At 41.4% G+C, this 24,159-nt stretch carries 15 protein-coding genes; 9 read left to right on the forward strand and 6 right to left on the reverse strand.

Translation table 11 applies throughout. The features are described from left to right. Positions 1-24: 24 nt before the first annotated feature. Positions 25-2,118: a carotenoid oxygenase family protein gene (locus tag G4P69_RS01055; protein WP_208348069.1), complete on the reverse strand. Its 2,094-nt coding sequence runs from the start codon at positions 2,116-2,118 to the stop codon at positions 25-27. Between G4P69_RS01055 and G4P69_RS01060 the strand changes: the two genes are divergently transcribed. Next, positions 2,117-2,353 carry a hypothetical protein gene (locus G4P69_RS01060; protein WP_208339691.1) on the forward strand — a complete coding sequence of 79 codons (237 nt, stop codon included), beginning with the start codon at positions 2,117-2,119 and terminating at the stop codon, positions 2,351-2,353. The two genes, G4P69_RS01055 and G4P69_RS01060, sit on opposite strands and share 2 nt — an antisense overlap. 76 nt (positions 2,354-2,429) lie before the next feature. After that, on the forward strand, positions 2,430-2,735 hold the full coding sequence (locus tag G4P69_RS01065; RefSeq protein WP_208348070.1) for a hypothetical protein: 306 nt from the start codon (positions 2,430-2,432) through the stop codon (positions 2,733-2,735). Positions 2,736-2,802: 67 nt separating this feature from the next. On the opposite strand, the gene G4P69_RS01070 is transcribed toward G4P69_RS01065, so the two are convergent. From G4P69_RS01070 to G4P69_RS01085, 4 genes are all read right to left on the reverse strand, one after another. Then, the gene (locus G4P69_RS01070; protein ID WP_208339682.1) at positions 2,803-4,074 is read right to left on the reverse strand and encodes a hypothetical protein; all 1,272 of its coding nucleotides are present in this window, start codon (positions 4,072-4,074) and stop codon (positions 2,803-2,805) included. A 637-nt stretch (positions 4,075-4,711) separates the two neighbouring features. Then, on the reverse strand, positions 4,712-6,433 hold the full coding sequence (locus tag G4P69_RS01075) for an ABC transporter ATP-binding protein (protein WP_208339681.1): 1,722 nt from the start codon (positions 6,431-6,433) through the stop codon (positions 4,712-4,714). A 74-nt stretch (positions 6,434-6,507) separates the two neighbouring features. After that, the gene (locus G4P69_RS01080; RefSeq protein ID WP_208339689.1) at positions 6,508-7,113 is read right to left on the reverse strand and encodes a DedA family protein; all 606 of its coding nucleotides are present in this window, start codon (positions 7,111-7,113) and stop codon (positions 6,508-6,510) included. Positions 7,114-7,169: 56 nt separating this feature from the next. Further along, complete coding sequence (locus tag G4P69_RS01085; protein WP_208339679.1) at positions 7,170-8,234, reverse strand: PstS family phosphate ABC transporter substrate-binding protein; 1,065 nt, start codon at positions 8,232-8,234, stop codon at positions 7,170-7,172. A gap of 450 nt (positions 8,235-8,684) precedes the next feature. On the opposite strand from G4P69_RS01085, the gene G4P69_RS01090 reads away from it, so the two are divergent. The 7 genes from G4P69_RS01090 (at position 8,685) to G4P69_RS01120 (ending at position 23,361) form a co-directional block, all read left to right on the forward strand. After that, positions 8,685-10,109, forward strand: a complete 1,425-nt coding sequence (locus tag G4P69_RS01090) for an MFS transporter (protein ID WP_208339677.1) — start codon at positions 8,685-8,687, stop codon at positions 10,107-10,109. A gap of 95 nt (positions 10,110-10,204) precedes the next feature. Then, on the forward strand, positions 10,205-11,113 hold the full coding sequence (locus tag G4P69_RS01095) for a M48 family metallopeptidase (RefSeq protein ID WP_208339675.1): 909 nt from the start codon (positions 10,205-10,207) through the stop codon (positions 11,111-11,113). Between the two features lie 406 nt (positions 11,114-11,519). After that, on the forward strand, positions 11,520-11,831 hold the full coding sequence (locus G4P69_RS01100; RefSeq protein ID WP_208339674.1) for a hypothetical protein: 312 nt from the start codon (positions 11,520-11,522) through the stop codon (positions 11,829-11,831). Positions 11,832-12,031: 200 nt separating this feature from the next. Continuing rightward, positions 12,032-13,858 (forward strand): ShlB/FhaC/HecB family hemolysin secretion/activation protein, encoded by a 1,827-nt coding sequence (locus G4P69_RS01105; RefSeq protein ID WP_208339672.1) that lies wholly within the window; start codon positions 12,032-12,034, stop codon positions 13,856-13,858. 18 nt (positions 13,859-13,876) lie between these two features. Then, positions 13,877-16,939, forward strand: a complete 3,063-nt coding sequence (locus G4P69_RS01110) for a two-partner secretion domain-containing protein (protein WP_243902184.1) — start codon at positions 13,877-13,879, stop codon at positions 16,937-16,939. 165 nt (positions 16,940-17,104) lie between these two features. Beyond that, positions 17,105-20,518 (forward strand): two-partner secretion domain-containing protein, encoded by a 3,414-nt coding sequence (locus G4P69_RS01115; protein ID WP_208348074.1) that lies wholly within the window; start codon positions 17,105-17,107, stop codon positions 20,516-20,518. Positions 20,519-20,562: 44 nt separating this feature from the next. Continuing rightward, positions 20,563-23,361: a CHAT domain-containing protein gene (locus tag G4P69_RS01120; RefSeq protein WP_208339669.1), complete on the forward strand. Its 2,799-nt coding sequence runs from the start codon at positions 20,563-20,565 to the stop codon at positions 23,359-23,361. A gap of 8 nt (positions 23,362-23,369) precedes the next feature. On the opposite strand, the gene G4P69_RS01125 is transcribed toward G4P69_RS01120, so the two are convergent. Beyond that, positions 23,370-24,134 carry a DUF928 domain-containing protein gene (locus tag G4P69_RS01125; RefSeq protein ID WP_208339667.1) on the reverse strand — a complete coding sequence of 255 codons (765 nt, stop codon included), beginning with the start codon at positions 24,132-24,134 and terminating at the stop codon, positions 23,370-23,372. Between the last annotated feature and the right edge of the window lie 25 nt (positions 24,135-24,159).

The following is a 24,159-nucleotide window of genomic DNA, read 5'->3' on the forward strand; positions in this document are numbered from 1 at the left end:
AAATTATCTACTAGGTTTTGAAGCTCATTCAAAATGAGGGTAAACTTCTCGATCAAATAAATCCTGAATATCAGGATGTTTTTGAGATGCTTGGTTTACTAATTTGTTGTAATCTTCACGCACATTAATATAATAAGTGGCTTGACGTTTTCCAATACTTGGTAACCAAGCAGTATGCAAGGTCAGACCAAAATCAAGTGAAGGATGGGATAATTGACACAAAGGCCCTTTAGATAAATTATTGGCATCAAAGAGCCAGAATTCATTTTTGTTTTCATACCAGACTGTGCAGATTATATAACCATCAGTAGGTTTTTCAGCATCAGGACGGGGGATAAACTGGGGTGAAAGCGTCATGTGTCCTGCAGGGAATTGATAGCGATCGCGGATTGCTAGTGCTTCTGTAGACGAGGCATGAAGTCGAAATAAATAGGCAGGTATTCCTTTGTCAGCCAAGTTCAGCACTTTTTCCAGAGGAACTTGCCGATTTCGGTAATTCTTATACAGATTAGTAACAAATTGTGTCATCAAGTCTTTCCATAGACCAAAAGAACACCAGTAAATGTCTTCCAGGCGATCTAAAGGTTTTTTTGTTTGGGGATCTTGCTGTGGATAAGCATAAAGGTCTACACCCCAAATACATTCTGCATCAGAAATAACATGTGATTCAACTATATCTCCGGTTTCTCCATTAATTAAATAGCGTCCCATACGCCCGATATCTGTTTCATTATTTTCCATCCCGCACAGATACGACGGCACAGGATTTTGCGGGTTATAAGCGGAAACATCATATTTTCTTACCCATTCAGCTACTTTCATACCGCAGATATGGGCTGCATGGAGTGTAATGTTTCCTTGGGGGTTGTCGTAGTCTACTAAAAAATGTGCTGTTGCCAAAGGTACCACAACTTTTTGTACTAATACTTCAACCTCCTGCTGATTGAATGCTGGAAATTGCCCTCGTTTCAAGTCAGCACGACGCACAATATAAATTAAAGAGTCTGGCGAAGTAGGGCCCTCTAACAAGTCTCTGAGTAGTATTTCAACTTTTTTATTTTCTGGCAAGGGGTTATTGAGTACTTGTTCTAATCCTGTTGCAAAGGCTGTATCCATTAGCACAACATAATCTCGCGTCACGCCAATCTGATGCATACTTTGGTCAATTGGCACAGGTGAACCATCAGGTAAAACTAGCTTCCACCGTTCTAAAGCACCTACACCATCCCAACAAATTAAATAAACAAAGTTATCAATTTTTAAGTTAGTTAGCTTCTCTATTAATTTGACATAAAGTTGTAAAAATGTTTGAAAAGATTGAGAAAAAAAATCAAAAATATCTTTGAGGAAATTTGCTTGCAGAAATGAGGCAAGTGCAGTTAAAAACTCATCTATTTCTTGCGGAAGTTGCTCAAGATCATAAATAAAAGGAATGGTGTCTAGAAAATTACCTAACGATCTACCATAGTTAACTGTGAACATCTGCTGTGTGTGAGGATCAAAAGCAGGATGAGCCGTACTCAAGAACGCAGGAAAAGGAGCATTATAACCATTCAACTCAGATTGCCATTCTTGATTACTGCCAATAGGAGTAACAACTTCTAGGGTTTGAGTATCAATTTCATAAGGACGACCTCCATCATAGGTAACTAGTAACCTTTCCTCTGAATCACGGGAAAACTTCATCGGTAGAAAAGCTGTGTTTAGCTGGTTACGAACACCCAATGTTAGAGAAAATCTAGTGATACCATGATTGCGAAAACGGTACTTCTCATATTTTGAGCCATGACTGGTTGCTTTGTCAGCATAGTAATCGGGTGGTTTAACAAGGCGCGTTGTCAATCTCACTTCATTTTGGGAATCAAAATCCAAACGATAAATCATGCCGTCGCCGCACAACAGAGAATCTCCATTGGGATAGGGAAGACCCCCAGAGTCAACAGTTCCTACTGGAGCAACCATGAATACATGGCCATGCAAACCAGGAGGGAGTTTTGTAGAAAGTTGCATTTGGATATCTATGAGTTCACATCGACTAGCCGTCATGATCGACTCTGGAACTTTAGGACAGCCTTGAGAATGTTGAGTCTGAGTTTCAAAACAAGATTCTTCAGCCATGGCAATTTACCGTCTCGATTTTATTAAAGAATTACGACTTGCTGTTTATTTAAACGATCGCGAAAATATTCAGCATATAATTGACACTTTACATCTATGCCCCTCACTCTACCATCATTATGTACTTATTTTCTACTCTATCTTTTACAAACCCCGTGAACGGTTACCAAAATGTCCTCAAGGAAGTATTAGCTTGGACTGGTGGACAGCCTTTCTTAACCCAGAAACTTTGTAAAATTATCCATAACTCATCAGTGAGCATTCCCAAGAATACCAAAGCAGAGTGGATAAAGAACTTAGTACAAATGTAAGTGATTGAAAATTCAGAAATGCAGGATGAACCAGAGCATTTAAAAACTATACGCGATCGCCTTCTCAATATGGAATCTTATTTTTTCGAGATGTTAAAGCTATATCAGAAAATTTTGTGTCAAAGAGAAGTTGTTGCGGTTGATAGTCAGGAACAAAGGGAATTACTATTATCGGGCTTGGTAATCAAGCAAGAGGGTAATTTAAGAGTCCATAACTGTATTTACGAATTAGTATTCGATGCTGATTGGGTTGAGCAAGTGCAAGTTTTTTTGACAGGTGGGAAAAGGCTAAGAGGTAAACGGTAAAGGTTTTAAATTTTTGCCCTCTTACCTTTGCCCAGCCTACACCTGTCAATATTTATGTAGTGAACTACTAGCCGTTTGAACCCACAAACGTGAAGTTACCCATCGGTATTCGAACTCTACTCCCTAAAAAACCGGAGTTAGTATCTCCTAGCTGATTTAGTGCCTGATGATAGTGTTGATGCGCTGCGGAAAGCTCCCAGTCCATGCGTACATCGATTGAAGATTCACCTGGTAGACACTTGCCATCAGGCGTATCAAATTGAACGTGCAGGTCAGCAGCAAAGTTCGGCGGTACCTCAGCCCTAGTACTAATAACCTGATACTCTTGGACAATTTTCACTGACGGAGTCTGGATCGAGTATGGTAAATCCTCATGTTCACACCTCAGGGAGACAGTTGTACCTATTGGTAGGTTACGGCAGTGTGCTTCAAAAACAAACTGTTCTGAGGTACCGTCCTGATTATAAAACTTAAGTACCGCATGGTTAGCTTGAGTAACATCAACATTATGCCACCCCGCAGCGCCATTAGAATGAATCCATTCTTGTGTATTCCAGTTACCTGGATTGACTAAAGGATCATTTGTGAAAAACTCGGTACTTACTACTGTAATCAGACAGTAATGTCCTGCACCAGACGGACTAAAAGCAAACTGCTGTGGATTTGCACAGCGATCTCCCACTCCAATTGATCCTGGCTGAATTCCTTGCATTGGTGTCGTTGCGCTTCCATCGTCTGTGAACATCTTGACCCAAGAGCTAGGTGGGGGATTAAAGCCTGCATCACTGTAATACATACTCAACTGGGGGTGCTGCGGAACTTTAATGTTCACACTCTGCGCCCGGCCATAGACGTTGTTCTTTAATCCCGGTTTTAGAGTATAGATGTAGGTGTTCCACTGTTCTATTAGCTGATCCACTGGCAGGGTTGTGTCCCCATTGAGGACAACGTCAGGACTATTTGTAACGGGATCGGGCTTTGGGATCGAACCAGAGTCTCCCATATTACTTCGGACGAGAAATCCATACCACCGCGAAAAAGCAATATTAGCCGCTTTTTGGCAATCGGCAGGATTGATCCCTAACCCTGCTTGAAGATTTCCAGCGAGAAGATTCACATCCATTTTTGTGTTTGCCCAGTATGTATCTGCGTACAAGGCACCGATGATGGTAGCAAGTAGTGGCAAGCTCGCGGGAGGGGGCATTTGTCGCCAAAGTTTTTGGATTGCGGTTATAGCAAGGTCGCCATCGTTAAAATATTTGAGCCCCAGATCCCAGTATTTTTGATTTGGGTCTGCTAAAGTTTTATGTGTTTGAGATTTGGTCTGTAGTGAGGTCATTTTCTTTTCCTGTATACTTAATGATGTTCACAATCTGATATAGCTTCAGTTGCTAGTACCGCAAGGCGGAATTCAAAATTCTGTTAGGAATACAGCGTAGGCTTTTCAGAGATTTTGAATGGTATGTTTATTTAAGCCGCGCTGTACTAGTTGTGTTAGTTGACATACTTTAATTTGCCAATTCACGATTGTTTGAACGAATGAGTTCAATTTAACCTTCAACTTTCATAGGAACAATCGCAGTTTAGGCTTTTAAGGGCAAACTTAATAAATATCTACTGCTAATTTACAAAGGCTAGTAATAGCCTTAGATTCAAGATTTTTGCAATTCAATTTACACAACAGTAATTTTTTTTAAGTTCGGACATCCTCTTATCTTCGGAAAAACTACTAGGTTATCTTCGGACACTGTTTGCCAATTTAAAATTCTCAACATTTATATAGCAATCCTATTTGAGATTTAAAACAGTAGTACATTAGTTTTAATGTAATGATTACTGGTGGTAAGGATGAGAAATTTTTGACGCTATACAACAACAAAAAGCCAGTAATCCGTTCAGCAGTTATAAACAGGGAACATATTGTTGCAGGTAACACCCTTTAAGCCGGTTCATAACCTAATCTTTGAAATAATTTTTCACCTTTGATTGTTGTAAAACCCAGCATAACGGCGCTCAAGTGCTAGTAATTCCTGATGAGTTCCTGACTCTACAATTTGACCTTTTTCTAAAACTAAAATACGATCGCACCGCTTCACAGTACTCAAACGATGAGCAATCATAAACACTGTGCGGTTCTGCATCAGTCTTTCGAGCGCTTCCTGTACCAGTGCTTCTGATTCTGAATCAAGAGCAGATGTTGCTTCATCAAGAATTAAAATTCTAGGGTTGAGGAGAACAGCACGCGCGATCGCAATCCTTTGCTTTTGTCCTCCAGATAAATTTACCCCCCTCTCACCTACCCAGGTTTCATATCCGTTTGGTAGCTGCATAATAAATTGATGAGCATTAGCAATTTTTGCAGCTTCTTGGACATCTCCCATATCAAAAGTATCTTGCCCAAAAGCTATATTCTCAGCAATCGTACCAGAAAACATCGTAGTTTCTTGAGGAACAATCCCAATTTGTCGCCGCAGACTGTGAAGCGTCACGTCTCGAATATCTACACCATCGATCAAAATTTGACCAGATATAGGATCATAAAAGCGTGGTAAGAGATTGACGAAAGTTGTTTTACCCGCACCAGAAGAACCAACAAGGGCGATCGCTTCTCCTGGGAACACGGATAAACTAATATCTTTTAATATGGGTTCGACCGTTTGGTAGGAAAAAGAGACGTTGCAATATTCTACCTTGCCATTAACGGTCGGAAGAGCGATCGCATTATCGCTTTCCACCACCGTCGGTTGAATTGCCAACAATTCAAAAACCCGATCAACAGACGCCTCAGCTTGCTTAAACTCGTTATAATTATTAGTTGTGTGACCAACAGGATCAATCAAAGCTGCACCAGCCGCAAGGTAGCTGAAAAACTCTGCTACAGTCAAGTTACGTTGAGAAATTTGCCATCCACCAACAAATAAAAGCGATAAAACACCTAATGCTTCTACAAATCCTATAATCGGAATCTGAATTGCTTTCAGTCGTTCAGCAGAATACTTTGCTTGTAGCGTCCGTTCTGCTTCACGGGTAAACCTAGCAATTTCGTGGTTTTCTGCTGCAAAGGCTTGGACTATGCGAATCCCGCTAAAAACTTCAGTGAGTATAGATGATAAATCCGAGACACGATTTTGGCTGCGGCGAGAAAACTTAAGTAACCGTTCACCAAACCAACCAATTAAAACACCCATCAATGGAGCTACAATTATTGTAGCCAGTGTAAGTTGCCAATTCAGACAAATCATGTATATCGGAATTGCTAGCAACTGCAAAGTGCAGGGTATAAAGTCGTGAAACAGTTTATTGACGACTTCCCCAACGCGATCTATGTCTTCTGTTAACCGGTAAGACAAATCGCCTGCTTTTGCTGTTTCAAAATAGCTGAGATTAAGCTTTTGGAGATGAGTGTAGACTTGCTTGCGTAGTGCTAATGCGACTCGTAAAGCAGCTTTTGCCATGTAAATATCTTGCACAGACTGGCAAAAACCTCTCACAAGAAACACAGCAGCACATTCCAAAGCGATTCGGGCGATCGCCTCCACATCGCCTTTTCCAAAAGGGATCGTCAATTCACCTGCTAGACGGATCAGCGTTAAGGTAGCCAGTACGTATCCCAAAATGCCAAAAAAACCCTTGACAATGGGTTGCCACTGAGATTGGATGTAAGGTACTAGTTGCTGGTAATTAGAACGCGTTTTCAATCGGTAACATCCAAAACGAGATTTTTCTTTGTTTGACGCTATCTGTTTTGATGGTGTTTCTTAAGTTATGGTAGTTAAGAGCGAGTTTTCTTATTTTCTTGGATTATATGAACAATAGATGGCAGTAAAGAAAGGACTATAATTATACCAATAATTGGGAATAAATACTTATCTATTTGTTCAGCCGGAATAGACTTACCTAAGAAAAATCCTAATAATGTGATTCCAAATGTCCAAAGAAAGCCACCGGCTAAGTTGTAAGTCATAAATGTCCGATAATTCATAGCACCAATCCCAGCTATAATTGGTGCAAAAGTCCGTACAATCGGTACAAATCTTGCTAAAACGATAGTTTTCTTACCATATTTTTGATAAAACTTAGTGGTTTCGGCTAAATGTTTTTTACGAAACAACCACGAATCTTCCTTTTGAAATAATCTCCGTCCAAATCTATTTCCTGTCATATAGCCTACATTATCACCAAGAACTGCAAAGACAAAAGCACCGATTATGAGAATCCAGATGTTGAGTAAATTTTGAGATGCGACAAATCCAGCAGTGAACAGTAGACTATCTCCAGGAAGAAAAAAACCGATTAGTAAGCCTGATTCAGCAAAAATAATCCCCCATACCCCAAAATAACCTAACGATTTAATAATTTGCGGCAAATCAAAATGCATAGAAGGTCCTTTAATCACACCTTCTAAAATATAGTAGAATATACAATTTCCAGCAATCAAAAGCCCAGTCTACTGATTGCCTTTTGTCCTTCGTCAGTAAGTAAAAGCCTAGTGTAAGCCTCACCAGCTTGCTCTTCTCGATTGTTGTTATGCTTAATAATCACAAACAAGTTAGTGGTGATTGGATAGCTACCATTCTTGATTGCCTCTGTATTAACCTGATTGCGTTGGGTTGGACACTGTTGGGGTAAGACTAGGGGTTGACGGTATGGCGGGATCAGTTCACTGGTAGTGCGACCCAGGGACAAAGGCTTCACGGTACATTGTAACACAACTGTAGATGCAGGAGCATAATATATACCACCATTAGTTTTGCTAACTTCCCGGATGGCTTCTGTGGTGGAGTTAACATAGTGTACATTCTGGCTCAGCTTTTGTCTCTTTGTTTGGTTTTCAGGGAAGATAGCTATGTCTGCATCGTCTAAATGCTGTGAGAAAGGAGTGATGGGTAGGTTTGGTCCGCCTACTTGCTTCCAGTTAGTAATTCGTCCCTGGTAAATCTCCTGCAGCTGGCTAACGGTTAAGCCAGAAACATTGAGTGATGGGTTAACTATAACTGCTATCCCATCAACGCCTACCTGACGTTGTTCAAGCGTGAAACCCCGTTGTTTAGCGATCGCATACTCTTCATCTGTAAGAGGACGAGAAGACTGAGCAAAGTCTAGTTGACCATCAATTAACATCCGAATCCCCAAGCTAGAACTAGGACTACCCTGACTTGGAGCAACGTAATGTAATTGTAGTTCCGGACGGGCACTTTGGATCTGAGAATCGACTAATTGCCTTATGGACGCCCAAGCTGGGCTACCACCATATTTAAACGAGCCAATTGGAACATCCGTAACTGACTCATAGCTGAACTTAGCAGCAGCTGCGGAGTAACTAGAAGAAGAGTTCGCGTCGACGCCTATCCATCGCATTTTCAATAGCCACCAAAATAGTCCCCCAAGAACTACTATTGTCATCACTTTGCCGATAATCAAACCCTTAAGGAGGAGGCTAATTTCTGGGGTAATTCGAGTTTTTATCTGATTATTTTTTTTAGTCTTTGTATTGTTCATAATCATTGTATGGATTATATTGATAAAGTCATTTTTATCTCTAAAAACTTCAATAACTAGAATCGCTCTGAATTTTATAAAAATTTGGAATTTTTCTTAGAGTTCGTCAGTCAGAGAAAAGATAAACGGGATTTCTTTGGGTGAAAACTCAAAGGAATATTAGTATACGGTTGATGCACTGCCATTCGCATCATCGTAATATATCCACAATTTCTTCAAGAATTTGTGACGAGACGCTAATGCGCTTGTTAAGTCAATACATTACCTTTTAAAACATTCATTGCCTTTCTATCTAAAGCATGATTAGCTCTCTAAATCTCAATCAACCTTGTCTATCCAGAGAAGGATTTTACTCGTCATTTATTAGCATGACCTTATACTCCAAAAGATAGGTGTATTAGGTGATATTATTTTATCATCTCCAAAATAATGAGTATAAAGGGTAACTCTATGCAATCGGACTCTCACTTACGAAATTATCCAGGAAAGTGGTGGGTGATGCTGGGTATCGGACTTGGAGTATTAATGTTTACTATTGATGGTAGTATAGTCAACATTGTTTTACCTACTTTAGTGCAAGTATTCCACACAAACTTCACCACAATTCAATGGGTTGTTTTGAGCTACTTGCTGGTTGTCACTGCTTTAGTTTTAGGTGCAGCTCGTTTGGGTGATATGGTTGGCAAGAAACAGTTATACTTGGGTGGATTGGTACTGTTTACCTTTAGCTCGCTGCTGTGTGGACTTGCGCCTAGTGCAAATTGGCTGATTGCGTTTCGCTCCCTTCAAGGACTAGGAGCGGTGATGATTTCAGGGCTAGGAGCAGCAATTATTACAGAAGTTTTTCCCCATTCAGAACGAGGAAGGGCGCTCGGTATTATTGGTGCGGTTGTCTCTGTAGGTATTGCACTTGGCCCAACAGTTGGGGGATTATTGATAGGAGTTTCTGACTGGCGTACCATCTTTTTGGTAAACGTCCCTATAGGGATATTTGCTACCTTTGTTGTACTCCGCAGTGTACCACCTAGTATGATCAGCCCCGTCAAACAAAAGTTTGATTGGTTAGGGGCGTTAATTATGACTGTAACGTTGGTTTGCTTCGCCTTGGGAATGACAGAGGGGCAAAATCACGGTTTTGGTAGTATCAGAACTTTGGCGCTGTTCGCGATCGCGATCGTTGGCTTGATCAGTTTTTTACGCCTTGAAAGCCGAATCAAACAACCAATGCTGGACTTGCAACTGTTTCATAATTTGCAGTTTAGCCTCAGTTTGTTAACGGCGGTATTCGTGTTTATTGTAGTTGCAGGAGTGATTTTTATCGCTCCTTTTTTTCTAGAACTAGTTCTTCACTACTCTACCCAAAAGGTAGGATTATTGCTAGCAGTTTCACCTGTATTGACTGCCATTGTTGCCCCGATTTCTGGAAATTTATCAGATCGGTTTGGATCACGTGTGATTAGCCTGATTGGTTTGCTGTTGACAATAATTGGTTGTCTTTCAATCAGTACCTTCAATGCTCACTTAACTGATCTGGGGTATATTGTAAGGGTTGCGCCTTTTGGTATTGGGTTGGGAATGTTTCAGTCACCCAACAACAGCGCTATTTTAGGGGAGGTTCCTCCAGAACGCTTAGGGATCGCTTCCGGGTTACTGTCTTTATCCAGAACTCTAGGACAAACCACCGGATTAGCAGTCATGGGTACTTTATTTGCAGTTTTGACTCTCTCTGTTACCTCTGCTAGTGACGTGACAAGCGCACCTGTTGAAGCACTAGTGTTCGGCGTTCAAAAAACCTTTCAGATATCAGCATTAGTCTTGCTCGTTGCAACAGGGTTGGTTGCTTTTTTGTGGAAAAACAAGCTTAAGAGGGTGTAGGGTGTAGGGTGTGGGGTCTAGGGAACCCACGACGCTTGTCGATAAATCCTATGAATTTACTGCTAAAATAAATTCTGTAAACGGGTACCCAAACGATGGTAAGAAAAGAATTTCCAAACCTCAAAACACAAGCCTATCAACACCCGTTTGACCGGAAAGCGCTAATGGCGTTAGAACGAACCCCAGTTTTACCTAAGTTGCTGAAAAAAGTTAATGAGTATGGGATCGATAGGTTGTTGCGGATGCAAACAATGGGTACTGAATTCAAAGTCACGCCTAATAACTTTCCGCGCCTTGAGAATGCTTTTGTGGAAACCTGTAATATTCTAGATATTGCACCTATTCCAGATCTGTACTTGTTTACCGCAATGGGAAGCATAAAAACCTATGCAATGGGGGTGGAGAAGCCAGTTGTTGGTATTAATGTGGAAGGGATGGAATGGCTTTCTGACGATGAATTATTATTTATTTTTGGACACCAAGTCTCTAGGATTCAAGGAAACTACTTGAGGTATCAGCAAATAGCTACTGTTATACCATTACTGAAGAACTTGATCGCTAGTACAACACTTGGCTTGGGTGGATTGGCCGCGAATGGGGTAGAAATTGCGTTATACAATTGGATCACGATGGCAAAATTTACTGGCGATCGCGCAGGTTTGTTAGCGTGTCAGGATATAGATGTTGCTATTCGCGCATTAATGAAATGGGGCGGGTTACCAAATAGTTATTTGAATCAAAATACAATAGATGATTTTATGATCCAAGCTCGCAAGTTTGAAGCAAACTATCTTGGTGGGTTAGATGGCTTGACTAAGACGTTTAGCTTTATGGAACATCAACTATCTTGGACAGTGATGCGAGCGTCTGAACTTTTAAAATGGGTTGATTCTGGAGAATATGAAAATTTGCTCAGTGGGCAAAATATAGAGAATAAGCAAATTGAGACGGAGGAGAGCGACGATGATGAAGAATGGGATTTTCTCAACGTCTGGGATGAATGAGACACTCCCCCGAATTCTATAGCGATTCTCGATTGAGTCCAATACATTTGTAGGGGCGAACGGCGGAAAGCCCGTAGATTTGGGTGTATTTGACACTTAGGAGAAACGAGAAACGCTATATTTAGTCCTATAGCAATCTGCGCAGCAGTTACAAATACATCCCCCTTGTCCCTTTATATGCATTTCAAATAAAATTGCTATTTTTGTATGATCCTCACAAGTTCCTCATATTCATTTTTTAATTTAAACTATAGCAATAGTAGTCTTACATGATTTTGAATGCAGAGAAACTCTGCCTCTGAAGGCAGGAAAATTTGTAATTTTCTATAGAATCTTTATTTTTACGAAATGTTGAACAGCATTTCAACAGACAAAACAAAATACTTTCTCATAAGGATTAAGGATTATGACGACTCAACCTAATGGAGAACAGAAACAAAATCCCGACCCTCAACGGCAAAATATGAGTAACAACCCTGAGGTGATTCAAGCAACTACTCCAATAATCATCGCATGTATTGGAGGAATAATTAGTGTATATGTTATAGTTGCTGGAGTTCTAATTTCTCAGACAATAGCAAAGATAGAAAATACTAATCGCAACTCTCCGAATATGCAAACAGCACTAACAACGATAGTAACAACGGGATTTGGTGTGGCTGGAACTGCACTGGGTGGCGCTGCTGGTCTTGCTAGTAAGAGTGACAAAAAAGAATAGTAAGTCGGCGTGAATAAACACAATGTTCTGTTAGGGGTGTTAGTGGTTAGTTTTTATTAGCGCCTACTTATTGCTCTTGTATCACTGGAAAAAACAACTATAGCAATTGCTCAAAATGCATGATTGAGAAGCTCACAAATTTCACCAGATAGAGATTACTGAGGTCGTAGGTAGCTTGTAGAGAGGACAAAAAACCGCTCATGTTTCAATTTTATTGTTTGAAACTAAATCTGACGATTTTTTTGGTTGTGGGGCTGTTGTTCTCCTTGTATATAGATAGTGCTTTAGCTCAAGCATTACATGATAGTTCCCTGGATACCGAGAATTCACCCTTAACGCCTCTGGTTAATATCAACAGGCAATCTTTTGATATCACAAAACAAAGTGTGATTTTGTCTCAGCTTCCTAACCCTATCACTCCCAGATCACCAGAACCGTCAAAACCTACACCGCAGCAGCCAGCGCCAGCGCCTCAAACCCCTCTTGAAGTTCCTCCCTCCAATATTCCCCCATCTCAAAACCTCCCTAAAATCCCAGGATCGATCACTGTTAGCAGATTTGAGTTTATAGGTAACACCGCATTTAGCAACAAAAAGTTAACAGAAATTACTGCTAAATTCACTCGCAAGCCCATCACATTTGCCCAACTCTTAGAAGCTGAGGCTGCGGTGACTAAGCTTTATACTGATGCAGGCTATATAAATTCTGGTGCTGTTATTCCTGCTAATCAAATATTTTCGCCAAAAGGAGCTGTGGTCAAAATTCAGATTATTGAAGGTGGAATAGAAGATATTAAAGTAACAGGTACGCGACGGTTGAACCCAAACTATATACGCAGTCGGTTGAAACTTGCTAGCTCTAAACCCTTGAATCGAGAACGCCTGCTAGAAGGATTACAATTATTGCAACTTAACCCCTTGATCAAAAATATTTCTGCCGAATTATCTGCTGGATCACGTCCGGATCTAAGTTTACTGGAAGTTAAGGTGGTAGAAGCAAATTCCTTTCACCCAGCATTCTTTGCTGACAATGCTCGTGTTCCTACTGTTGGTAGTTTTCGTCGGGGTATCAGCATCAATGAAGGAAATGCTCTCGGCTTTGGTGATGATTTGAGCTTCCAATACACAAATACTGATGGGAGTAACGCCTATGACCTCAGCTATACAGTGCCTATTAATGCTCATAATAGTACTATCAACTTTTCTGCAGGGTTAACAGATACACAAGTTGTTGAACCACCTTTTAATCGCCTTAATATCACTGGTGACTCATCCTACTTAGATTTAAGCTTTCGCCAGCCAATAATTCAAACGCCTAACCAAGAATTAGCACTAGGTTTAACTTTATCTCACGAAGAAAGCCAGACGAAACTCTTTGGGGAGAACTTTCTTCTTTCGCCTGGTGCAAACCAACAAGGGCAAACTAACATATCGGCGGTGCGGTTTTTTCAAGATTATACACAGCGTAGTCCACGGGAAGTCTTTGCTCTACACTCTCAATTTAGTCTTGGTGTGGGATGGTTTGATGCTACTGTTCATAGTCAACCCCCTGATAGTCGGTTTTTTGCTTGGCGCGGACAAGAACAGTATGTACGGTTGTTAGCACCAGATACATTGCTGGTGTTGCGTTCTGACATGCAGCTATCAACTAGAGCGCTTGTCCCTTTGGAGCAAATTAGTGTGGGAGGTTTGCAAAGTGTCCGAGGTTATCGACAGGATCAGCTGTTGACTGATAATGGTTTTCTTGCTTCAGCAGAAGTCAGATTTCCAATTCTGCGAGTCAAAGACGTAGAAGGGCTTTTGCAAGTCGTACCATTTCTTGATTTTGGTGTTGGTTGGAATAGTTCCGGTAATCGTAGCCCAAATCGTAACACTTTAGTGGGTTTGGGTGTGGGTTTGCAATGGCAGATGTCTAACAAATTTAATGCCCGCTTTGACTACGGCATTCCTCTAATTGATGTTCATAACAAGGGCAGAACATTACAAGAAAATGGCTTTTACTTCTCACTGAATTACAGTCCTTTTTAGAGAGGGAAAGAGATGGATATGATGAACCAAACTTGGCGATCGCTCTTTCTAATGACTTTACCCTTAGCTATTTTAGGGTATCTTGCTTCGAGCAACGCAGCTAGAGCACAAATCACTCCTGATAAAAGCCTTGGTAGTGAAAGTTCTGTTGTCACTCCCAATATTTTGATTAATGGAGTACCGAGCGATCGTATTGATGGGGGTGCAACTCGTGGCAATAACCTCTTCCACAGTTTTCAGGACTTCAATATTAATGCAGGACGAGGAGCTTATTTCTCGAATCCGACAGGGATTGACAATATTATAAGTCGAGTCACAGGGGGAAATCCTTCTAATATTTTCGGAACCCTCGGTGTTTTGGGTAAGGCTAATCTATTCTTTATTAATCCTAACGGTATTATTTTTGGGTCTAATGCTCGTTTGGATCTTAATGGTTCGTTTTTGGCAAGTACAGCAAATAGTCTAATTTTTAATAATGGGTTTGAGTTTAGTACAACTAATCCGCAAGCGCCACCGTTGTTAACGGTGAATATTCCCATTGGTTTAAAGTTTCGGGATAATCCAGGAAGTATTACTAATCAATCTACTGTAGGCCTTCAAGTCGACATTGGTAAAAGCTTGGCACTTGTGGGTGGTAATGTGAATTTTGAAGGTGGGACAGTTATTGCTACGGGTGGGCGAGTTGAGTTAGGAGGATTAGCAGGAGAGGGAACGGTTGGAATAAATAATGATAGTAGTCTCAGTTTTCCTGAAAATCTAGAAAGAGCTGATCTATCTCTCACTAAAGGGGCCACTGTTAATGTCGTTGGTGAAGAAGGAGGAAATATTGTGATCAATGCACACAATTTAGAAATTTCGGGAGAAAGTAATTTGTTAGCTGGAATTAAAGCCAAAGGAGGATTTACAGACAGCAAAGCAGGAGATATTTTACTGAACGCTACAGGGAATATTCAAATAAGTTCAGGAAGTCATATTGAGAATATAGTAGATTTTGATGCTATTGGTGAAGGTGGAAGTATTGTAATTAGTGCAGGTTCTGTATCAGTCCTTGCTGATGGAAGGACACGAGGCACGGAATTGATTACCGAGACTCGTGGAGTGGGAAATGCTGGACAAATCAAAATTAATACTCGTGATACCCTTTCTTTTAAGGGTTTTTTCGCTGACGCTTCTAGTGCTGCATTAGGGTATACAATTGGTAACAGTGGAAGTATAGATATCCGAACTGGTTCCCTATTTTTGATTGGTGGCGGTCAACTTGATACTAATAACTATGGGCAGGGAAATGCAGGTGAGATAAAGATTGTTGCTCGTGATAGTGTCGTTCTTGATGGTAATCTTAGTGAAATTAGGACTGAAGCTATAGGAGATAAAGCTAGGGGTGCAGATATTAATATCAATACAGGTTCGCTTTTTGCTACTAACGGTGGTCGACTATCATCTAGAGGGTTTCAAGCAAATGCGGGCAATATCAATATCACTGCCCAAAATATTGTTGCACTTGAAGGAAGAGGTTCTGATATCTTTCCTGCGGGGATATTAACCAGTTTAGGAAGCCCAATTGCTCCTGTAGGAAAAGTTTCAAGTATTGGTGGTAATATTAACATCAATGCAGGCTCGATACTTGTCAGCAATGGCTCTCAGATAAACAGCAGTACTTTTCAACGAGGAAATGCAGGTAACGTCTCCGTGTTTGCCAAAGATTCTGTTGTACTTGACAATGGCTACATCGTCAGCAATATACAATCGGAAGAGGGTATAGGTAAGGGTGGCAGTCTCAACATTAACGCAGGTTCAGTTGCCCTTATGAACGGTGCACAAGTCAATGCCTTCACTCGTGGTCATGGAGATGCAGGTAATGTAACAATTACTGCACGCGATACCGTCTTGTTTGATGGTTTCAGCGATGGATTTCCAAGTGCTGCCTTCAGCAGTGTAGAGGCTACAGGCGTAGGGAACGGTGGCAGTATCAACATTAATGCAGGCTCAGTTTCCCTCAAGAATGGTGCACAAGTCAATGCCTCCACTCGTGGTCATGGAGATGCAGGAAGTGTAACAATTAATGCTAGCAATGATATCTTGTTCGACGGTACTAATGGAAATAGTGGTGTCCTCAGTATTGTAAGCGCGACAGGCATAGGTAAGGGTGGCAGTATTAATATTTATGCTAGATCGTTTTCTTTGACAAATGGCGCTTCAGTGAGTACTCGTTCCTTGAATTCAGGGTATGATGCCGGTAATGTCACGATCTTAACAGGCACTCTCCATCTTGATAAAGGATTTATTAGTGCAGGAACTCTCTCAGGAAATGGTGGAAATATTGCACTCAAGTTACACGAGTTATTGTTGCTACGTCATAACAGTAAAGTATCAACCTCTGCTGGAACATCTCAAGGTGCTGGAAATGGCGGTAATATCACTATTAATTCTCCCTTAATCGTTGCCTTCCCTTCAGAAAATAGCGATATTACAGCTAATGCTTTCGCGGGTACAGGGGGTAGAGTCAGTATCACAACGCAAGGAATTTTCGGTATTAAACCCTTAAGTCGGACACAATTAGAAAGACGTTTAAATACGACTGATCTCAGTCAACTAGATCCAAGTAAGCTACATACAAGTGACATCACTGCTATTTCGCAACAAAATCCTTCCTTAAGTGGTATAGTAGCTATCGATGCTCCAGAAGTTGATCCCAGCAAAGGGTTAATTCAATTGCCTGAGAATGTCATTGATCCCTCTCAGCAAATTGCTCAAAATCCCTGCAAACAGAGTATTGCTAGTAGTGAATTTATCAGTACTGGACGTGGTGGCTTACCACCTAATCCTAATGAAGCGCTCAGTAATGAAGGGGTTAGAAGCCATTGGATTGAACCAACTTCAACTGTTCACTCACTAACTGAGGTAACTAAGCCGAGTCAAGCTTCAATCCCAAATCCCAAACCTCAAACTTTCAATCAGCTTGTACCTGCTCAAGGATGGGTATTTAACAATAAGGGTCAGGTAGTCTTGACAGCTTACAACCCTACAAGCACTGGCTCTCAACGAAGTCGAGTAAATTCAGGTAATTGTCCGGCTCGATGAAGCAAGAAATATGTATAGAAAATACTGGGATTTTGGCAAAATGCTCGCGTTGACTACGGAATCCCTCTAATTGAGGTTCATAACGGTGGAAGAACATTACAAGAAAATGGCTTTTACTTCTCACTGAATTACAGTCCTTTTTAGAAAGGGAAAGAGGTGGATACGATGAATCAAACTTGGCGATCGCTCTTTCTAATGACCTTACCCTTAGCTATCTTAGGGTGTCTTGCTTCGAGCAACACAGCTAGAGCCCAAATCACTCCTGATAAAACCCTTGGGAGTGAAAGTTCTGTTGTCACTCCCAATATTTTGATTAATGGAGTACCGAGCGATCGTATTGATGGGGGTGCAACTCGTGGTAATAACCTCTTCCACAGTTTTCAGGACTTCAATATTAATGCAGGACGAGGAGCTTATTTCTCAAATCCGGGAGACATTAACAATATTATAAGTCGAGTCACAGGGGGAAATCCTTCTAATATTTTTGGAACCCTCGGTGTTTTGGGTAAGGCTAATCTGTTTTTTATTAATCCTAACGGTATTATTTTTGGGTCTAATGCTCGTTTGGATCTTAATGGTTCATTTTTGGCAAGTACAGCAAATAGTCTAATTTTTAATAATGGGTTTGAGTTTAGTGCAACTAATCCGCAAGCACCGCCGTTGTTAACGGTTAATATTCCTATTGGGTTACGGTTTCGGGATAATCCAGGAATGATTCAGGTGCAGGGAGATGGTCAGGGTTTAAGGTCAACAACTGGTCCTATGGACACAACAGCAGGATTGCGCGTACAACCTAATCAAACCTTAGCTTTAGTAGGTGGCGATTTCAGCTTAGAGGGAGGAACGCTTAAGACAGCAGGAGGACGGATAGAGTTAGGGAGTGTTGCTGGGGATGGGTTGGTAAACATTACACCCATCGACAAGGGATTCTCCTTGGGCTATGGTGAGATACAAAACTTTGGCAACATTCAATTGTCAAAACAATCAGCCGTTGATGCTAGTGGGGAAGGCGGTGGCGATATACAGGTTTGGGGTAGAAATGTGACCCTCACTGATGGTTCTCAGATAGAAGCGAGTACTCTGGGAGCAAAATCGGGAGGTACTTTAATCGTTAATGCGCAGGATTCAGTACAACTGATTGGTACATCCGCTGATGCTAATTTTTCTAGTGCCTTGTTTACACAAGCTTACTCAGGTACAACAGGATCTGGGGGAAACTTGACAGTTAAGACTCGTGATTTGCTGATTCAAAATGGTGGGCGGATAGATACTAGCACCGCAGGCAAAGGAAATGCCGGTAATATAACGATTAATGCCAAGGGTGCAGCCATTTTTGACGGTGTAGACAGTAGTGGAAATTATAGTAGTTTATTTAGCGATGTACAAGCGGGTGCAGTAGGAAATGGTGGGACAATAAACATCACTGCTGAGTCATTATCCTTGACTAATGGTGGGGAAATAAGTACTACTGTCGATACCGCTTCTGATAAGCTGGCTGCTGGTCGAGGCATTGGTGGGACAATCAATGTTAAAGTTGGCGATGCCTTGACAATTTCTGGCACTAATAGCCAGGGAATATTTGCCAATCTTAGTAGTGGTGCTGTAGGAAGTGCTGGCAATATTAATGTGGAAGCAGGAAGTGTTCTTCTAAAAGATGGTGCTCAAATTAATTCCTTTACCAGTGGACAAGGAAATGCAGGAAATGTAGTTGTTAATGCTACCAAGAATGTTTCCTTGGATGGCAAAGGAAGTGCTATCTTTAGCACTGTAGGAGGTGTTGGGGACAGCGCAGAACAACGTAATGCTGTTAAAGGGAACGGGGGAAACATAGAGATTAATACACCTCAACTTTCTCTGTCTAATGGTGCTCAACTATCTGCTAGCACTTTTGCACAAGGGAATGCAGGAAATCTAGTTATTAATGCTACCAACAGTGTTTCCTTGGATGGTTATGTAAATAGCGATGGCCAAACTTTTCCTAGTGGTATTTTTAGTACTGTAGGAGATGTTGGGGATAGCGCAGAACAACGTAATGCTGTTAAAGGGAACGGGGGAAACATAGAGATTAATACATCTCAACTTTCTCTGTCTAATGGTGCTCAAATACGAGCTGACATTGACGCACAAGGTGATTCTGGGAATGTGATTATCAATGCTACCAACAGTGTTTCCTTGGATGGTTACGCAAATAGCAATGGTCAGACTTTCCCTAGTGCTATCTTTAGCTCTGTGGGAGAAGGTGGGGATAGCGCACAAGTGCGTAATGCTGTTAAGGGGAATGGAGGAAACATAGAGATTAATACATCTCAACTTTCTCTGTCTAATGGTGCTCAACTAGAAGCTAGCACCTATGGACAAGGGAATGCAGGAAATGTAGTTATTAATGCTACCAAGAGTGTTTCTTTGGATGGAAGTGATATCTACAGTTATGTAGGATCTGGGGGTGTGGGCAATGGTGGTGATATTAACATCAGTGCTACTCAACTTTCTATGTCTAATGGTGCTCAACTATCTGCTAGCACTTATGCACAAGGGAATGCAGGAGATATAAAGATTATTGCTAGAGATACAGCTATTTTCGATGGGTACAACAGTAGGATTACAAGTAATGTGCCAGATGATGGTCTAGGTCTAGGCAATAGCGGAAAAATTGATATCACTGCTAGCTCATTGGCTTTGACAAATGGTGCACAAGTAGGGGTTAGTGTTCGTAAAGGTGAAGGAAACGCAGGTAATATTACCATTAATGCTAACTCTGCTCGTCTAGATAGCGGTCAAATCTTTGCTGAGACAGTTGCTTCGGGAAATGGTGGAGATGTAATCTTAAAACTTTCTGATTACTTACTGCTACGCAGGGGCAGTCAAATCTCCACCACAGCAGGCATAAACCAAGCAAGAGGCAATGGTGGTAACATCACTATTAACTCTCCCTTAATCGTTGCCTTCCCTTTAGAAAATAGCGATATCACAGCTAATGCTTTTACCGGCAAAGGGGGTAGAGTTAATATCACAACGCAAGGAATTTTCGGTATTAAACCCCTGAGTCGGACACAATTGGAACGACTTTTAAATACAACTGATCCCAGTCAACTAGATCCAAGTAAGCTACCTACAAGTGACATCACTGCTATTTCGCAACAAAGTCCTTCCTTAAGTGGTACAGTAACCATCAACTCTCCAGAAGTTGATCCCAGCAAAGGGTTAATTCAATTGCCTGAGAATGTCATTGATCCCACTCAGCAAATTGCTCAAAATCCCTGCAAACAGAGTATTGCTAGTAGTGAATTTATCAGTACTGGTCGTGGTGGCTTACCACCTAGCCCCAATGAAGCGCTTAGTAATGAAGGGGTCAGAAGCCATTGGATTGAAGCAACTTCAACTGCTCACTCACTAAGTCAGGAAACTAAGCCGAGTCAAGCTTCAATCCCAAATCCGAAGCCTCAAACTCTCAATCAGGTTGTACCTGCACAAGGATGGGTATTTAACAATAAGGGTCAGGTAGTCTTGACAGCTTACGACCCTACAAGTAATGGATCTCAACGGAGTCGAGTCAATTCGGGTAGTTGTCCGGCTCGATGAAGCAAGAAGGAAGATTTGATGAGTATTGACATTTGGGCAAATGTATGTATAAAAAATACTGGGGATTTGGTAGCTGGTTAAGGAATTTTGGCAAGAAGCTTTATAAGTATAGATCGCTCATTCTTCTTCCTCTGTTATTTTGGATGTCAATGACGATCGCAACTGTTGCTCAAGTCCCAGCATCGAAGGTCATTGTTCAAAAACAGTCGGATGCTGCGCAGTTGATACAACAAGGTAAGGTACTCTATCAAGCTGGCAAGTTTACAGAAGCAGCGAAGGTTTTGCAAGGGGCGGTTGATACATTTGGGGCTCAAGGAGATCGGCTAAACCAAGCGATCGCCTTGAGCAATCTTTCTCTCTCTTATCAACAAGCAGGAAGTTGGGATCAAGCTAAACAAGCAATAAACACCAGCCTAAATCTTCTCAAAAATCAGAAAAAAACACCAGAGCGATCGCGCTTGCTTGCTTCAACTCTAGACATTCAAGGTCAAATGCAACTGGCGCTAGGACAAGCGAAAGAGGCTTTGGAAACTTGGCAACAAGCAGCTAACATTTACGCTCAAATTGGTAGTAAAGAAGGAGTAACCCAAAGCCAAATTAACCAAGCTCAAGCAATGCAAGTATTGGGACTATATCCGAAAGCTTGCAAAACTCTATTTACAGCTTTAGGAGTTAACGCGCAACAATGTCTGTTATCAGTTAAGGCATTTAAAACCCTACAAAAACAACCAGACTCCCTGTCCAAATTAGATGGCTTGCGTAGCCTTGGTAATGTTTTGCGAATTATGGGGGACAACAAAGACTCACAAATCATATTAGCAGAAAATTTACAAGTCGCTCAAAAATTGGGTGACTCTCAAGAGATTGCTGCTGTTAAACTCAGTTTAGGCAATACTGCTCTAGCTCGAGGTAAGAGAAGAATCGGACAAGAAAAAACAGCACAGCCAGTAACTTTGAACGAATCTGCCGAATGTGGAAATGGGAGTGCTGTTGGATTCTATCAACAAGCTGCAAATTGCTATCAGCAAGCCGTATTGTTAGGTTCACCAACTACCAGTATACAAGCGCAGCTAAATCTGCTCAGGCTCTTGATGCAAACTCAGCAGTGGTCTGAAGTACCTACTTTGTTACCTAAAATTCTATCCTCCCTTGAAAAATTGTCTGCCAGTCGCACGACAGTTTATGCTCGAATCAATTTCGCTCAGAGTCTGATGTGTCTGCAATCAGCACTGAACCAAAAGCCGCTTGAATTTTCATCCCCCCTTATTCAACAGTGTGAAACAGCTAACAGCAATACACTTCAACCGTCACAGATTCCAACATGGGGAGAGATTGAGCAAATTGTGACGACTGCTCTCAATCAAGCTCGCTCGCTTGGAAGCAAACGAGCACAAGCTTACGCTCTTGGTTATTTGGGAGGACTGTATCAACAAAGGGGAAATTTAACAGCAGCACAAACCTCTACAACCCAAGCATTGCAACTTGCATCCACTTATGATGCACCAGATATAGCCTACCACTGGCAGTGGCAGCTAGGACGCCTTTACCAAATACAGGGAAACAAACCTGCAGCGATCGCCGCCTACACAGCAGCTTTCCAATCGCTCAAATCACTGCGCAGAGACTTGGTTGCTATAAACCCAGAAATTCAATTCACTTTTAGGGATAGTGTAGAACCTGTTTATCGGGAGTTCGTAAATTTACTTCTGAAGGATAAAAAAGTCAGTCAATATGACCTTAAGCAAGCTCGTGAAGTCATTGAATCTCTGCAGCTTGCTGAACTAGATAATTTCTTTCATGATGCTTGCGCCGATGTCAAGCCAGAACAAATTGACCGAGTGGTAGACCGAGCAAATCCAAAAGCAGCCGTGCTTTATGCGATCATCTTAAAAGATCGTTTAGAAGTGATTGTGAAATTCCCTGGTCAAGAAGAACTAGAACATTACACAACAAACGTATCGCAGGAGATGACCGAGAAAACTTTAGTAGACTTGCACAATTCCTTACAAGATGTGAAACAAACTTTTCAGGTGCAAGACTTTTCTAAAAAGGTATATAGTTGGTTAATTCAGCCTGTTGAAACTAAGTTAGCTGCTAGTGGCGTCAAAACATTAGTGTTTGTACTAGATGGTTTACTCCGCAATATCCCCATGGCAGTACTTTACGACGGTCAGCAGTATCTTGTGCAAAAATATGCGATCGCGCTGACTCCTGGTCTGCAATTATTGAATCCTCGACCTATAGTACAGGTACACTTAAATGTCCTAGCTGGGGGAGTTAGCGAAAAACTCGACATCGAAGGTCGAGAGTTTAATCAACTAGAAAACGTAAAATTAGAATTGCAGGAAGTTCATACTGTAATCCCCAATAGTGAGGAACTCTTAAACCAAGAGTTTACTGAAAACAACCTAAAAAATCGGCTTGATAAGGCTAAATTCACGGTGGTTCATATGGCAACTCACGGTCAGTTCAGTTCTGATCCAGAACAAACATATATTCTCCTGTCAGACAAACTTCTTCGAGTCAAGGGTTTAGAGAGCTTACTCTCTAAGCCGATTGAGCTATTGGTACTCAGTGCTTGTGAAACTGCTTCTGGCGATAACCGAGCAGTCTTGGGATTAGCTGGAGTAGCCGTCAAGACTGGAGCTAGCAGTACTCTAGCGACACTGTGGCAAGTGGACGATCAATTGACCGCTATGTTCATGAAGAAATTTTACCAAGAGTTAAACAAACCCAACACTACCAAAGCAGAAGCCCTCCAAAAGGCTCAACTATTTCTGCTTGAGCAAGAAAAGCGCCCCTATTTCTGGGCTCCTTATACTTTGGTAGGAAACTGGTTATGATGCCACAATTATTTTTCTGAAGTACAACACGGTAACAATGGTGCTTGAGCTAATTTTTCTAAACCAACATCTTTCAGTAGTGTTACCCAGGTTTCTCTGCGTTCGGGATCTTGTGGGCTAGCACGAAGACGGTTACCGGAATTAGTCAAAAGATCGTACCAAATAGTATTGGCATTATGGGCATTCTGTGCGACTCGTTGCACCGACCCATCTACAAAAACATACGTGGATGGGTTTTGCGGATCGCAATAAACTTGCAAATACCAATGATATCTATGATCAATTTGTAAATTGTAGGGCTGATTTGATGAAAGATTGAGACTAATGATCCCGGGGGTTGCAGGTAGAGTGAAACGAGTATGGTATTGCTGACGAGAACCGTTCTCATCCTGTAAGACAAACTCTACATTACGAGATCCTTCAGGGAGTGAGGAAATATAAAACCAGAAGGTGGGCTGCTCAGCAAACGTTAACCCCCAACTGTTCTGAGGGACTAAAGCTGTCAAATCTAATACTGTTTGTGGGCAACCCTTACGAGACGCTGCTCCTTTACGCCGACCTGTGGGTGCACCTCGAGCGAGATATGCTGGTGGGAAAACAAATCGTCGTATCTTGTCAAATATGTTGCCTACATTGTTAGACTGAAGGGTAGTTTTAACTAATGTGCTAGGCTGTACCGATGTTAGAGGAAGACTAACACTCAGACCAGTTAAAACTAAAGCAAAAATGTAAACAAAAGTTTTTTGCCAGTAGTATTTCTTAATTCTAGTCATAATTCGACGCCTAGTATAATCAAAG

It is taken from the genome of Aetokthonos hydrillicola CCALA 1050 (assembly GCF_017591665.1).
Classification (GTDB): Bacteria; Cyanobacteriota; Cyanobacteriia; order Cyanobacteriales; family Nostocaceae; genus Aetokthonos; species Aetokthonos hydrillicola.